This window comes from Streptomyces sp. NPDC002476, from assembly GCF_042889785.1.
Classification (GTDB): Bacteria; Actinomycetota; Actinomycetes; order Streptomycetales; family Streptomycetaceae; genus Streptomyces.
In genome coordinates this window covers 39661-53166 of sequence record NZ_JBIARH010000028.1, presented here as the reverse complement: position 1 = coordinate 53166, position 13506 = coordinate 39661, and the positions used below count along the sequence as shown (strand labels likewise).

At 69.3% G+C, this 13506-nt stretch carries 15 protein-coding genes; 9 read left to right on the top strand and 6 right to left on the bottom strand.

Annotation, left to right across the window (positions count from 1 at the left end; all coding sequences use genetic code 11):
* The first annotated feature begins 22 nt into the window (after positions 1-22).
* Complete coding sequence (locus ACFYXM_RS26725) at positions 23-727, top strand: uridine kinase (RefSeq protein ID WP_389293006.1); 705 nt, start codon at positions 23-25, stop codon at positions 725-727.
* Between the two features lie 237 nt (positions 728-964).
* Here ACFYXM_RS26725 and ACFYXM_RS26720 read toward each other — a convergent pair whose 3' ends face one another.
* Positions 965-1789, bottom strand: coding sequence for a SigE family RNA polymerase sigma factor (locus tag ACFYXM_RS26720; RefSeq protein ID WP_389293004.1), 825 nt, complete (start codon positions 1787-1789; stop codon positions 965-967).
* Between the two features lie 192 nt (positions 1790-1981).
* Between ACFYXM_RS26720 and afsQ1 the strand changes: the two genes are divergently transcribed.
* From afsQ1 to ACFYXM_RS26695, 5 genes are all read left to right on the top strand, one after another.
* Complete coding sequence (afsQ1, locus tag ACFYXM_RS26715; protein ID WP_199883123.1) at positions 1982-2659, top strand: two-component system response regulator AfsQ1; 678 nt, start codon at positions 1982-1984, stop codon at positions 2657-2659.
* On the top strand, positions 2656-4215 hold the full coding sequence (locus ACFYXM_RS26710) for an ATP-binding protein (protein ID WP_389293002.1): 1560 nt from the start codon (positions 2656-2658) through the stop codon (positions 4213-4215). Before afsQ1 ends, ACFYXM_RS26710 begins: the two co-directional genes overlap by 4 nt.
* The gene (locus ACFYXM_RS26705) at positions 4215-4928 is read left to right on the top strand and encodes a hypothetical protein (protein ID WP_389293000.1); all 714 of its coding nucleotides are present in this window, start codon (positions 4215-4217) and stop codon (positions 4926-4928) included. The genes ACFYXM_RS26710 and ACFYXM_RS26705 overlap by 1 nt, the downstream gene beginning before the upstream one ends.
* 46 nt (positions 4929-4974) lie before the next feature.
* Positions 4975-5523, top strand: coding sequence for a VanZ family protein (locus ACFYXM_RS26700; protein ID WP_389292998.1), 549 nt, complete (start codon positions 4975-4977; stop codon positions 5521-5523).
* Between the two features lie 93 nt (positions 5524-5616).
* On the top strand, positions 5617-5820 hold the full coding sequence (locus ACFYXM_RS26695; protein ID WP_073781639.1) for a PspC domain-containing protein: 204 nt from the start codon (positions 5617-5619) through the stop codon (positions 5818-5820).
* 168 nt (positions 5821-5988) lie between these two features.
* Here the strand turns inward: ACFYXM_RS26695 and ACFYXM_RS26690 are convergent, their stop codons facing one another.
* Positions 5989-6303: a hypothetical protein gene (locus ACFYXM_RS26690; RefSeq protein ID WP_389292996.1), complete on the bottom strand. Its 315-nt coding sequence runs from the start codon at positions 6301-6303 to the stop codon at positions 5989-5991.
* 158 nt (positions 6304-6461) lie between these two features.
* Positions 6462-7616 carry an adenosine deaminase gene (locus tag ACFYXM_RS26685; RefSeq protein WP_389292995.1) on the bottom strand — a complete coding sequence of 385 codons (1155 nt, stop codon included), beginning with the start codon at positions 7614-7616 and terminating at the stop codon, positions 6462-6464.
* Positions 7617-7719: 103 nt separating this feature from the next.
* Here ACFYXM_RS26685 and ACFYXM_RS26680 point away from each other — a divergent pair, with 103 nt between their 5' ends.
* On the top strand, positions 7720-8505 hold the full coding sequence (locus tag ACFYXM_RS26680) for a prolyl oligopeptidase family serine peptidase (protein WP_389292993.1): 786 nt from the start codon (positions 7720-7722) through the stop codon (positions 8503-8505).
* 149 nt (positions 8506-8654) lie between these two features.
* Here the strand turns inward: ACFYXM_RS26680 and ACFYXM_RS26675 are convergent, their stop codons facing one another.
* Both ACFYXM_RS26675 and ACFYXM_RS26670 read right to left on the bottom strand, forming a co-directional pair.
* Entirely contained in the window at positions 8655-9512 is an 858-nt protein-coding gene (locus ACFYXM_RS26675; RefSeq protein ID WP_389292992.1) for a helix-turn-helix domain-containing protein, read from the bottom strand.
* A gap of 12 nt (positions 9513-9524) precedes the next feature.
* Entirely contained in the window at positions 9525-10274 is a 750-nt protein-coding gene (locus tag ACFYXM_RS26670) for a DUF6879 family protein (protein WP_389292990.1), read from the bottom strand.
* An 891-nt stretch (positions 10275-11165) separates the two neighbouring features.
* Here ACFYXM_RS26670 and ACFYXM_RS26665 point away from each other — a divergent pair.
* Together ACFYXM_RS26665 and ACFYXM_RS26660 are read left to right on the top strand one after the other, a co-directional pair.
* Positions 11166-11666 carry a hypothetical protein gene (locus ACFYXM_RS26665; protein WP_389292989.1) on the top strand — a complete coding sequence of 167 codons (501 nt, stop codon included), beginning with the start codon at positions 11166-11168 and terminating at the stop codon, positions 11664-11666.
* A gap of 70 nt (positions 11667-11736) precedes the next feature.
* Positions 11737-12393: a class I SAM-dependent methyltransferase gene (locus ACFYXM_RS26660; protein ID WP_389292988.1), complete on the top strand. Its 657-nt coding sequence runs from the start codon at positions 11737-11739 to the stop codon at positions 12391-12393.
* A gap of 358 nt (positions 12394-12751) precedes the next feature.
* On the opposite strand, the gene ACFYXM_RS26655 is transcribed toward ACFYXM_RS26660, so the two are convergent.
* Positions 12752-13135, bottom strand: a complete 384-nt coding sequence (locus ACFYXM_RS26655) for a hypothetical protein (protein ID WP_389292986.1) — start codon at positions 13133-13135, stop codon at positions 12752-12754.
* Positions 13136-13506: the final 371 nt, after the last annotated feature.

The following is a 13506-nucleotide window of genomic DNA, read 5'->3' as shown; positions in this document are numbered from 1 at the left end:
TGCGTAGCGTAGTTGAGGTGTGATGCTCGATACCAACACGACCACCGGGGGATCCCCTGCCCGGGTCAATGCCTCAGACTCGTGTCCTGTGAATTCCCAACCGATCCCGACCCGTGTCGTGCTGCTCGCCGGACCGTCCGGCTCCGGCAAGTCCCACCTCGCCGCCCGCACCGAACTGCCGGTGCTGCGGCTGGACGACTTCTACAAGGAGGGCGACGACCCCACGCTGCCGCTCGTTCCCGGCAGCACGGACATCGACTGGGACTCCGTACGGTCCTGGGACGCCGACGCGGCGGTCGCGGCGATCGAGGAGCTGTGCCGCACCGGACGCACGCACGTCCCGGTGTACGACATCTCCACAAGCTCCCGGGTCGGCCGGGAGACCCTCCACATGGCGCGCACACCGCTGTTCGTGGCCGAGGGGATCTTCGCGGCGGACATAGTCGAGCGCTGTCAGGAGCTCGGTGTGCTCGCGGACGCGCTGTGCCTGCGCGGCCGCCCGACGACGACGTTCCGCCGCCGGCTGGTGCGGGACCTGCGGGAGAGCCGCAAGTCCGTGCCGTTCCTGCTGCGGCGCGGCTGGCGGCTGATGAGGGCGGAGCGGCGGATCGTGGCCCGGCAGGCGGCGCTGGGCGCCCACCCCTGCGGCAGGGAGGAGGCGTTGGGGCGGCTGGCGGCCGCGGCGGCCGGCCGCTGCCGCACCCCCACGGCTCGCGGAACGGTGTGACGGTCCCGCCTCGCACGGTCGTACCCCGTGCACAGGCCCACGCCCGCGCACACCGTCACGGGCGACGTGCCCCGCACAACCCCCACGCGCGACAACCCACCCCTCGCACACGCCGACGGGGGCGGACAGGCCCCCCGACCCGTCCGCCCCCGCGGTGTTTCCCTTCCCCCTGTTACTCCGCCGCCTCCCCCGAAGCGACGCCCCCGTGATTCCCCCGTATCCCCGTTCCCCCCGCCCTCAGGCCACCAACTCGCCGAAGGACTCCTGCTGGTCACGGCCGAAGCTGAGGACCTCGTCCTCGCGCAGCCGGCGGAGCGACCGCCAGATGCTGGACTTCACCGTGCCGACACTGATGTCGAGTATGGACGCGATCTCCGGGTCGGTGCGGCCCTCGTAGTAACGCAGGACCAGCATCGTGCGCTGGAGTTCGGGCAGCCGGGCCAGCGCCTGCCACAGCACGGCGCGCAGTTCCGTGCCGCGCATCGCGTCCGTGTCGCCGGGCGTCTCCGGCAACTCCTCGGTCGGGTACTCGTTGAGCTTGCGCCTGCGCCAGGCGCTGATGTGCAGATTGGTCATGGTGCGGCGCAGATAGCCGCCGACCGCCGCCTTGTCGCTGATCCGGTCCCAGGCCCGGTACGTCGAGAAGAGGGCGCTCTGCAGCAGGTCCTCGGCCTCGAACCGGTCGCCGGTCAGGTGGTAGGCGGTCGCGTACAGGGAGGCGCGGCGTTCCCGGACGTAGGCCGTGAACGCCGTGTCGACGTCCTCGGCCCGTGCCGGTGCCTTCCGCTCCCCCGTGGCCTCCCCGTACGCGGTTTCCCCGTGCTTCCCCCCCACGGACGCGTCGACCACCGCCATCCAGGGCCGTCGGCCCTGATCGGCGGACGCGGACGACGACGTGTGCGAACGCCCGGTGCCGCGGGCGCGCCCCCGTGCTCCCCCGTGCTCCCGGCCCCGTTCCAGCAGGGCCGTGCCCGCTCCGGCACCGGACTTCTCGGCGCTCCGGCCGACATCGTGGAGACGCGTGACAACTGCGCTTGCGGTGATGCTGTGAGTTGCGTTCATCTCGCGCCCCCCATCGGTGGAGTCCGGCCGTTCCGTGTGCCAACGAGCCTGCCGGGGCAGTTTCATCACGCTGTCCCCCGACTGTCACAGCCCTGTCACAGGGCCTGTCGTCGCCGCGCGGGCCGCGCGCCGGGTGTACGTGTGACCGCCGGCGGTCGAACTGAGGCTCTCCCATGGGCCAGAATGACCACCGTGCCTTTCCTGTTGCTGATCGAGGACGACGATTCCATCCGCACGGCCCTCGAACTCTCGCTGTCACGCCAGGGCCACCGTGTGGCCACCGCGGCGACGGGAGAGGACGGCCTGAAACTGCTGCGCGAGCAGCGGCCTGACCTGATCGTGCTGGACGTGATGCTGCCCGGTATCGACGGCTTCGAGGTGTGCCGTCGCATCCGGCGCACCGACCAGCTGCCGATCATCCTGCTGACGGCGCGCAGCGACGACATCGACGTGGTGGTCGGACTGGAGTCCGGCGCCGACGACTACGTGGTGAAGCCGGTACAGGGCCGGGTGCTCGACGCCCGCATCCGGGCGGTGCTGCGCCGGGGCGAGCGCGAGTCCACCGACTCCGCGGTCTTCGGGAACCTGGTGATCGACCGGTCCGCGATGACCGTGACGAAGAACGGCGAGGACCTCCAGCTCACGCCGACCGAGCTGCGGCTCCTGCTGGAGCTGAGCCGCCGGCCGGGCCAGGCCCTGTCGCGGCAGCAGTTGCTGCGGCTGGTCTGGGAGCACGACTACCTGGGCGACTCCCGGCTGGTGGACGCCTGTGTGCAGCGGCTGCGCGCCAAGGTGGAGGACGTGCCGTCGTCGCCGACCCTGATCCGTACGGTTCGCGGCGTGGGCTACCGGCTGGACTCGCCTCAGTGAGCGGTGTCGCCGAGCGGAGCCTGCTCGCGGGGCTGCGCTGGACGAGCCTGCGTCTGCGCCTCGTCGTCGTGTTCGGGCTGGTGGCGCTGACCGCCGCGGTGTCGGCCTCGGGCATCGCGTACTGGCTGAACCGCGAGGCGGTGCTGACGCGCACTCAGGACGCGGCGCTGGGGGACTTCCGGCAGGAGATGCAGAACCGGGCGGCGTCGCTGCCGCTGCGGCCGACCAAGGACGATCTGCAGAACGCCGCCGTGCAGATGGCGAACAGTTCGCCCGGGTACAGCGTGCTGCTGGTCGACGAGCGTGACGCCGGCAAGCCCATCGTCGGCAACTCCGACCTGGACACGTTCACGCTCGACAACGTCCCGTCGTCGCTGCAGAAGGCGGTGACCGAGGAACAGAAGGTGGGCGCGGACAACACGTACGAGTACCACCTGTTCTGGCAGCGGACCAGCATCCGCGGCACACCGTACCTGGTGGGCGGTACGAGGATCACCGGCGGCGGCCCGACCGGTTACATGCTGAAGTCGCTGGACCAGGAGCGGCAGGACCTGAACTCCCTCGCCTGGTCGCTGGGGATCGCCACCGCGCTCGCGCTGATCGGTTCGGCCCTGCTGGCGCAGGCGGCGGCGACGACCGTGCTGCGGCCCGTGCAGCGGCTCGGCGACGCCGCGCGCAAGCTCGGCGAGGGCAAGCTCGACACCCGGCTCGTGGTGTCCGGCACCGACGAACTCGCGGATCTCTCCCGGACGTTCAACAGGACCGCCGGCGCGCTGGAGAAGCGGGTCGCGGACATGAGCGCGCGGGAGGAGGCCAGTCGACGGTTCGTCGCGGACATGTCGCACGAACTGCGCACCCCGCTCACGGCGCTGACCGCCGTCACCGAAGTGCTGGAGGACGAGGCGGACGGTCTGGATCCGATGATCGCGCCCGCGGTGCATCTGGTGGTGAGCGAGACGCGGCGCCTCAACGACCTGGTGGAGAACCTGATGGAGGTCACCCGCTTCGACGCGGGTACGGCCCGGCTCGTGCTCGACACGGTCGACGTCTCCGACCAGGTCACCGCCTGCGTCGACGCGCGTGCCTGGCTGGACGCGGTGGACCTGGACGCCAAGCGCGGCATCATGGCCCGTCTCGATCCGCGCCGGCTCGACGTGATCCTGGCGAACCTGATCGGCAACGCGCTCAAGCACGGCGGCTCGCCGGTACGGGTCGCGGTGCGGACCGAGGGCGACGAACTCGTCATCGAGGTCCGCGACCACGGCCCCGGCATCCCCGAGGACGTCCTGCCGCACGTCTTCGACCGTTTCTACAAGGCCAGCGCCTCGCGCCCGCGCTCCGACGGCAGCGGTCTCGGTCTGTCGATCGCGATGGAGAACGCGCACATCCACGGCGGCGACATCACGGCCTCGAACTCGCCGGACGGCGACGGCGCGGTGTTCGTCCTGCGGCTGCCGCGCGACGCCGAGTCGCTCACCCGTTCCGGGAGCGAGGGGGCCGACGGCACCGGCGGGGACGACACGAGGTGCCCGGACGAGGAGGACGACGCGACGTGATGGGCAACAACCACCGGGCACGCCGTTCGGGGGCGGCGCTGGCCGGAGCCGCGCTCACGGCCGTGCTGGCCGCGGGCTGCGGGATCAGGACCACGTCCGTGCCGGTGGACGCCGGTCCCGCACCGTCCCGCGTCCCGTGCTCGATGCCCGCGCAGGACGTGACCGCGCAGTCCCTCCAGGGCATATCCATGCAGATCCACCTGGTCTGTTCCTCGCAGCTGACCACGGTGGACCGCACCGTCCAGGTCGAGGCGAACACGGACCGGGCCCGCGTCGCGCAGGCGCTCCTGGAGGAACTGGAGCGCAGACCGTCGGACGACGAGGGGGCGGCCGGGTTCACCACGGCCGTCCCGGAGAAGCTGCGGATAGGCGCGGCGCGCGCCGGCGACCCCCCGGGCACGCTGCGGCTGAGCGAGCAGCCGGAGGACCTGCCGACCGAGGCGCTCGCACAGATCGTGTGCACGTACGCGGAGAGCACCAAGCTCGCGCCGAACGGCACGGTGGTCCTGGGCGGCCCCGGGAAGTACCCGGCGCGCGGCTACCTCTGCACCACGGAGACGAAGGCCAGGCCGCAGACGGCGACGCCGCTGACGACCCCCACGGACGCGGGCACCGGCCAGGGGCAGGGCCAGGGCACGGGCGCGATTGCGGAGACGGACACCGGTGCGGGGGCGGGGACGGGGGCGGGGGCGGGGACGGGGACGGGCGACTGAGCCGGGACCCGGAACCGATCCCACCGCCCGACGCGTCTAGGGGGGCGTGCGTCAAGGTTCGGACAGCCAGACTGTCATCCGTTTCCGCGCGGCCGGGATCCTTCTCCTCCTCGCGCATCTGCTGTTCGTCGGGTGGCTGACCCTGCGTCCACTCGATGTGCCGTGGATGACCGCTTCGAATTTTCGACCACTCGCCGGCATCAGAGCCGACCTCTCCCTCGGCCCGGTCGAGGCCACCCGCCGGATCGGCGAGGGGCTGCTGCTGCTCGCCCCGCTCGGCGTCCTGCTGCCCATGGCCGGGGGCCGGCTGTTCGTCTCCCCGTGGGCCTCGATGGCCCGTACGGTCTCCGCCGGAGCGCTGATCTCGATGGGCATCGAGCTGGCGCAGACCGGGGTGCCCGGACAGCGGGTCGACGTGGACTCGCTGCTGCTGAACACCATCGGCGTGGCGCTCGCCCACCTGCTGGTCGTACCCATGTGCCGGGCGCGGCTGCGACGCAGGAAGCGGCGCCGGACGAAGCCCGTTCCGCACCCGGCGGACGGGACGGCTCAGGGCTCGACCCCGACGATTCCCAGGGTCAAAACGGCACCGTAGAGCGACGTTTTGCCCCCGTTCGCCGAGCGACGATGGACACATCGGGAGCACGACGGAACTGCTCCCCACCAACGGTTCGCGAAGGAGCTCACCATGGCCGCACTTGCCCGCCCCCGAGACGGACGCATGATCGGTGGAGTGTGCGCTGCGCTGGCACGGCGCTTCGGCACCTCCGCGGGAACCATGCGGGTGATCTTCCTGCTGTCCTGTCTGCTGCCGGGGCCGCAGTTCCTGCTGTACCTGGCGCTGTGGGTACTGTTCCCGTCCGAGGAGGAGTCGTCGGCCACCGCCTGGTGACCTCTTAGCAGGACTTCGCAGCACACGCGGGGACACCCGGGACAGTACGCACGACACGAACGACATACCTGTGACGCGACACGCCTGTGACGCGACACGCCTGCGGGGCGGGCAGCCGAATCCGGAAGCCCGCCCCACAGGCGTGTGCCACACGTGCCCGTTACGGGATCAGCCGAGCGGGATGCCGTTGGCCGAGAGGCTGCCGGTCTTCGCGCCACCCGCCGGCAGGCCGCCGAGGAGGCCCTTGACCGGGGCGGTGACATCGCCGACGAGCTTCTGCTGGCCGGTGCCGAGGAGCTTGGTGGCGGTCTCCTCGACCGGTCCCGGCTTGGCGGCGGCACCGAGAGCGGAACCGGCGACCGGAAGCGCGGTGGCCGCGGCGTCGGTCGGCAGCACCGCGGCGGAGGCGGTACCCGCGGCGACGGCGGCGAAAGCGGCACCGAGAGCGGCGACACCGAGGGTCCTGGCAGCAGAATGCTTCATGGGGAGTTCATCCTTGGGGAGGGGACTGAGCGGCTCTGGAACGAGCGGTTCTGAAAATTAGTCAGCTCGCCGCCGCTCCCGCAAACATCCCTCGCGGCGAAAACGGCCGGTGAATTCCGCGCGCCCGCGCGGACCGGCCGTCTTCAAAACCGCGTGTATCACTCCCCCGGAGAGGAAGAAACGCTGGTCGTGGCGGTCTGCTGGAAAAGCCACTCCGACTTGAGCTCGGCGTAGCCGGGCTTGATCACATCATTGATCATCGCCAGACGTTCATCAAAAGGGATGAAGGCTGACTTCATCGCGTTGACGGTGAACCACTGCATGTCATCGAGCGTGTATCCGAAGACCTCGCTCAGCTTCTCGAATTCATGGCTCATGGTCGTGCCGCTCATCAGCCGGTTGTCCGTGTTCACGGTGGCACGGAAATGCAGCTTCCGGAGCAGCCCGATGGGGTGGTCGGCGTACGAGGCGGCGGCCCCGGTCTGGAGGTTGGAGGTCGGGCACAGCTCCAGCGGGATGCGCTTGTCCCGTACGTACGAGGCGAGGCGGCCGAGCGTCACGCTGCCGTCCTCGGCGACCTGGATGTCGTCGATGATGCGGACGCCGTGGCCGAGCCGGTCGGCGCCGCACCACTGGATGGCCTGCCAGATCGACGGCAGACCGAACGCCTCGCCCGCGTGGATGGTGAAGTGGTTGTTCTCGCGCTTGAGGTACTCGAACGCGTCGAGGTGCCGGGTGGGCGGGAAGCCCGCCTCGGCTCCCGCGATGTCGAAGCCGACGACGCCCTGGTCGCGGTAGCGGTTGGCGAGTTCGGCGATCTCCAGGGAACGGGCGGCGTGCCGCATCGCGGTGAGGAGCGCGCCGACGCGGATGCGGTGACCGTCCCGGCGAGCGCGCCGCTCGCCCTCGCGGAACCCCTCGTTGACCGCCTCGACGACCTCTTCGAGCGTCAGACCGGCCTCCAGGTGCTGCTCGGGGGCGTACCGCACCTCGGCGTACACCACACCGTCCACGGCGAGGTCCTCGGCGCACTCGGCGGCCACCCGGACCAGCGCCTCGCGGGTCTGCATGACGGCGCAGGTGTGCGCGAACGTCTCCAGGTAGCGTTCCAGCGACCCGGAGTCCGCCGCCTCGCGGAACCAGACGCCGAGCTTGTCCGGCTCGGTCTCGGGCAGCCCGTCGTATCCGCTCGCGAGGGCGAGATCGACGATCGTTCCGGGGCGCAGACCACCGTCGAGGTGATCGTGGAGAAGGGCCTTGGGGGCACGCCGGATCTGATCCCGGCCGGGCAGGTGCGGGGTGGGACTCATCATTCGGGCACTCTAACTCCTACGCGCGTAGAATGCCGCTCGTCGATACGTAACAGTGACCGCGAAGACGGGTGGCGTACACCCGCCCTTCTGACACTGTTCTGTCATGGCACAGCGCGCGCTCCCCCTACCCGCCGCGAGACTGGGACGGGCTGTCGGCACGGCCGGAGCACCAACCGCGGTCAGCGGCGTGGTCCTGCTGCTCCCGGACGGCGAACCCGCCTCGCACCGCCGCCCCTCCCTCCTCTCGCACGCCTTCCAGCTCCCCTTGGCCCGGACCCTGGCCCGCGCCGGCCGCACGGACGGCCTCGCCGTCCACGTGGTGCACTACCGCTGCCGCGGCTGGAACACGGCCGACGCCCAGCTCGCGGCGGACGCCGAATGGGCGGCGGACGAGGTCGCACGCCGCTACGGCGACGTCCCCGTCTGCCTCGCCGGCCACGGCATGGGCGGCCGGGCCGCCCTCCGCGCGGGCGGCCACGCGGCGGTCAACTCCGTTCTGGCGATGGCCCCCTGGCTCCCCGGCAGCACGACGGATCAACCGAATCCGAATCCGGAGCCGGAACCGGAACCGGTGAAGCACCTGCGCGGCCGACGGGTCCTGCTCGTCCACGGCACGAACGACGCCCGCACGGACCCCGAACTCTCCTTCCAACTCGCCGAACGCGCCAAGAAGACCAACCGCGACACCTGCCGCTTCGAAGTCCACTCCGATGGCCACTCCCTGCGCCAGCACCGCGCCGAAGTCACGGCCCTGGCCACGAACTTCATCCGCGGCTCGCTCCTGGGCCACCCCTATGCCCGCCCCGTCGCCGACGCCCTCGCGGCCCCGCCGCCGCTGGGCCTGCGGATGCCGTTGGCGGCGGGGTTCGGGAGGTCGTTGCGGGGGTGAGGGCTCCCGCTGCACTGCGCTCCCTGCGGTGGTCCCGAATCCATCGCTGCCGTGAGCTGAGGCAGCAGGCGCTTCCCGCGCGTGCGGGGGTCCAGGCAGCGTGATCGCCTTGACCACGAGGCGAAGCAGTCGGCTCCGGGGCGGACGTGTCAGCCTCGCCGTGAGTTCAACGTCCGACGAGCTTCATTGATGAGGTTATGCGCGTCGACGCCGTACACGGCGGATTCTCGGAGTGTGTTCCAGACCCTCAGGTAGGTAGCCACGCTGCCGGCGTCGTCAAGCCACAGCTCCGCATGCCAGTCCTCAGTAATCACGAGCCTGTCATCCAGGACCCAGAAGCCGTTGGCCGTCGGGATTTTGAGCGAGGCGCCGAGCGGAATGATCCCGAGTTCCACGGTGTCCATGCCGATGATGCCCGCAAGCCGATCAAGCTGGCCGGCGAGTACGGATGGAGGACAGACCAGGGCGTGGAGGGCCGCTTCCCACATCAGGGCGTGGAACTTCCGGCCCGTTTCGTACAACCACTCCTGACGCCGCATGCGGGCACGGACCGCGGCATCTGCGTCGCGTACCGAACCCTGAAGGTCCGCGTACCGCAGGAAGATGTGCCGCGCGTAGTCGGCCGTCTGCAACATGCCGGGAACGACAGACTCCTCCCAGGCGTAGATGGTCTGGGACCGCCCGACCTCAAGGTTCCAGCTGTCCTGCACGGGCCGGTGTCCGGCGGCCAGCTGTCGGCGCCAGGAACGGATGCGGGACTCGAAACCTTTGAGCCGGGCGTCCAGTTCGTCGAAGACATCTGGTTGGCCGACGCCTCCGGCCCAGGCCCGCAGGTCGTCGCTGGTGGCGGTCTGCTGACCGTTCTCCAGCTTGTAGATCTTGGAGTGTGGCCAGCCAAGTCGCTGAGCAAGTTGCGTACCGGTGAGCCGTCCTCCCGGGGCCGACAGCCGGAGATCCCTCAGACGCAGCCCAAGGGCCTTCCTGGCCTGCTGGAAGTCTGTGCTCACTGGTCCCGCTCGCTAGTTGGCGCCGAGCTGCGCCGCGAACTCGTCGTAGCGCAAGGACCCATGCACCGCGGCGTCGCGGACCTGGCAGTACCGCAAGACCGCGGCAGGCTCCGTGACGACCTCGACGTCGTGGAAGGCGTCCTCGTCGTCGAAGCGCAGCACGGCCACCAACCGGCTGTCGAAGATCCAGAAGTCTTCAGCGGGCAGCCGTAGGCGCGCCGCGTCCTCGCGCCACAGGTTCCGCACGTCCTCGCCCGTGGCCGCGTTGCACTTCGCATAGCCGAGCAGGAACAGTTGCCCCTCGGTCGGCGGGTTGTCGACGACGCGCACCCGCCCCACGTACTTGCCGCTGGCCGTCTGCCGACGGATGTTCACGCACCATTCGCTGTCGAGGTCGCACGGCGCCGTGCCGGCCGCAAGGAACTCCGCATATCCGGAATCCTCCCGGTCCGATGCGTAGCCCCGCCGGGTCTCCAGGTGCCAAGCCGAGTGTTCGAAAGTCTCGAAGAGGCGGCCGAACTCTTCCAGGCTGATCAGCTTGGGCACGCGTGTGACCTCCTTGGGACCGTGATTGACGAGAAGTTCACGCGGCACGACGACCGCCGCATCCCCGGGACCGAAGTACTGGAGTTGGGCGATGTCCTCGGGGTCGGTGAGTGGTGTTCCTTGGACGAGGATCTCACCGGAGTCGAGGTCCTCGTGAACAGCAGGGCAGCCACCGTTCTTGCTGTCAGTGCCGCTGAAGCGCAGTCGTCGTGGCATGGTCGCCTCCCGTTTCTGGGACTCTGTCGCCATCAGCATCACCGGCGCTGCTGCGCGCGCACTACAGCGTGCACCCTCTTACTTGAGACCACACGAGAACATTCAGCCAGACCCTAAGAACATTCGAGAACATCGCATCGCGTCCAGTAACTCCCCGTCCCTATCGTCCTGCCCATGGTCACAGCACGCGACGATGTTGATCCCTTCACAGCCGTGGAGTCGCTTCGGGCGGCTCTCCACCAGGCAGACATCGTGCTGCCGTCGCTCGGGGTCGATACCGGCTCGCCCATTCTTGGGCTCGTGGAGTTGGGGCGCGTGCGCCCCGTCGTAGCCGTGCAACTCGCAGAAGCGGTCCGACAAGGCGGCCGGGCGTGAGCGTGGCGGGAAGGGCAGGGGAAGACGACGACCTGCCACCCCGGATGACGTTGCGGGTCTACACCGTCGACCGCGCGGGGCGGGTTACGAGCGACTCGGGCACGCGCGGCTTCGATGGCGCCGAATCGGCGACAAGCCTCGGGCAGGAGTTCCCGGCCTGCGCGTGCCCGCATCACCGGGTCGTGGAGGTTGCGCTTTGACCGCTTCGGCCGCCAGCACGGACACGTTGTCCCCGGAGTGTGCTGTAGCCCTCCGACATGGTTACGAAGTCCTGCATGTGGAGTGCCGCCAGACGGAGGACGTTCCTCTGCCTTTCATCACCGGGCTTCTGCTCGTACGCCGCTGCACCTGCCTGTGCCACCGGACCCACCAGGACTCAACTCAAGCCGCCCGATCCGGCCGGATCACCCAGCAGGACTCGCCGGATGAAGGTTCGCAAGGCGTCCGCACCGCGCTTCCAGCAGGCGGGACGGGCTCGAATCGGTACGGCACGACCTGTCTCCGAAGGAGTAGTACATGACCGTCACGCTCGACAGGCCCATCGGCACCCGCACTCGGGACCCGGAGGAACTCCTCAACGCCGTTCAGCCCCACATCAAGCATTTGACGATCAACGTGCTGGACAGCGGCATGCCCCTCTGGGACCGCGAGGCCGCCCTGCTGCTGCGTGACCACACGATGGTCCGCGACATGGCCGAACGGATCCTCGGCAACGCCGTCATGTACACCATCGGCTGCATGGAACACCCCGAGGTCCACCTCGGGGTCGGCAAGCTCGTCGACATCGGCGTCCACCAGCTCATCCTGGACACGCCCGTGTGGTGGGCTCTCTGCGATGCGTACAACGAGGGCCGGTACAAGCACCACGCCCCGTTCATCGAGCGCCGTCGTGACGGACTGTGCCTGCGTACAGCGGATTTCCTGAAGTTCATCGGCTTCCACATCGACGAGGAGCTGTGGGCGATCGACGGCGCGGACTGCTCGCCGTGCGACAACAAGGTCCCCGACAGCCACTGAACGGCCCTACGCCGGCCCCTGTCCCCGGTTCTCGGTGGACAGGGGCCGGCCCCTATGAAGAGGAATCGCCTTGCCCGCACAACACGACATCGCCGCCGAGACGGAATTGTGGGACACCTTCGCCGCTTCCGCCTTCAAGGACGACGCCGAGCCCAGCTTCTGCTGGACCCAGTACGCCGACCACGGCCCCGGCCCAGAACTGCTCGGCAACCCGCGATCCGTCCTGGAGATCGGCTGCGGCACCGGCCGCGCCCTCGCCTACCTCGCTCAGCAGGGCATCGCCGCTCGGGGCGTCGACCTGTCTCCCGTCATGGTCAAGAAGACCACCGCGAAGTGGGCCCGTACGGGCGCTGAGTTCGTATGCGCCGAGATCCTGGACTACCTGAGCAAGCACGAGGACACGTACGACGCCGTCTACTCCGTCTTCGGAGCCGCCTGGTTCACCGACCCGAGCCGCCTTTTCCCCCTTGTCCGACAGCGGCTCAACCCCGGCGGCGCCTTCGTCTTCTCGCAGCCTCCAGCCATCCCCGGCGCATACGGACCGCAAGGCATGTACAAGGGAGGCTTCGCGGGCAAGGCGATGTTCACCTACCGCTACAGCTACCGTCCAGCCGTGTGGGAGCGCCTGCTCACCAGGGCAGGGTTCACGGAGATCAACGCCCAGGTGCTCGACGCTCCCCAGCCTGGGCACATTGGGACAATCCTTGTCCGCGGGCTCGTTCCTTGACTGAACGGCGGTGACGGTTCTCGTAGACGCCGAGGTTCAAGGGACCATCCCTGCACGCGCGGGGAGCACAGCCTCGTCGTGCCCGACGTGCAGCCCGAATGCGGACCATCCCCGCACGCGCGGGGAGCACAGTTCCTGACCTGCTGGTTTAGGTGGCAGGACGGCCGATTTTACTCACTTCCTTGAATCGCGACATTGCGACCAAAAACCCATCTGGCCCACCGATTCGTCACTCCTTCAGCTTGCACGAAGCTCATGCCCGGCAAAGCGGTCTTGAGCCATGGAGACTACTCGGCAACTGCCGGCGCAGTAGTGAGCGGTCCGGAGCCTTGAGAGGTCCCCACCGCGGTGCGGGGGGCTATGGCAGGTCGACGACCGTCACGCCGCGCAACTGGCGGTGGAGGCGGGAGGCGAGCATGCCGGGGAGGCGGGGGCTGCTGTACGGGGAGAGTACGTCGTTCTCGGAGGTGTGCCATCCGGTGTCGGCGAGTTGGTAAAGGGTGCCCGAGACCCCGTAGAGCTGGGGTTTGCGTACGCGCAGTACGGCGTACTCGGCACGGCGGAGGAACGGGCACTGCCGTACGGACACGCGGGCGTGCTCGACGCACAGGGGCGGCATGGAGGTGATGGACCTCTCGGGCCAGGTCCGGGGCGAGTCCGGGCGTCGCCAGTCGAGGAACAGCCAGCCTTGTTCGTTCCGGTCGGCCGGTTCGGCACAGACCTGACACAACAGGCGTTCCATGCACCGGCGTTGCCGACTCGTGTGCATGGAAGCGTACACAGGGCGCCCCACCGGGGACTCCGACATGCGAACCCACAGGTTTCCGTGATGGTCCCGGTCGCCCTGGCGAGGCTTCCGATAGGCGAGTTGGGGTCCACGCGCGGCGAAATCGATCTTCAACTCCGCTACGGCAACGGTCATTTCGTCACTGCGTAAAGCAACGAACGGGGTCAGCAATGCCACGGCTTTCCTGATCTTCTGTCGGTGGTCGGGGGGCGGTGGTCGGCGGGCGCCGATCTTCTGTCTACGGTCTTCGGGCTACGCCTACGAGGCGGAGCGCACCCGACTGCCGCCGTCTTCACGACAGGCCGTCTCCACGACATGGGGCAGCC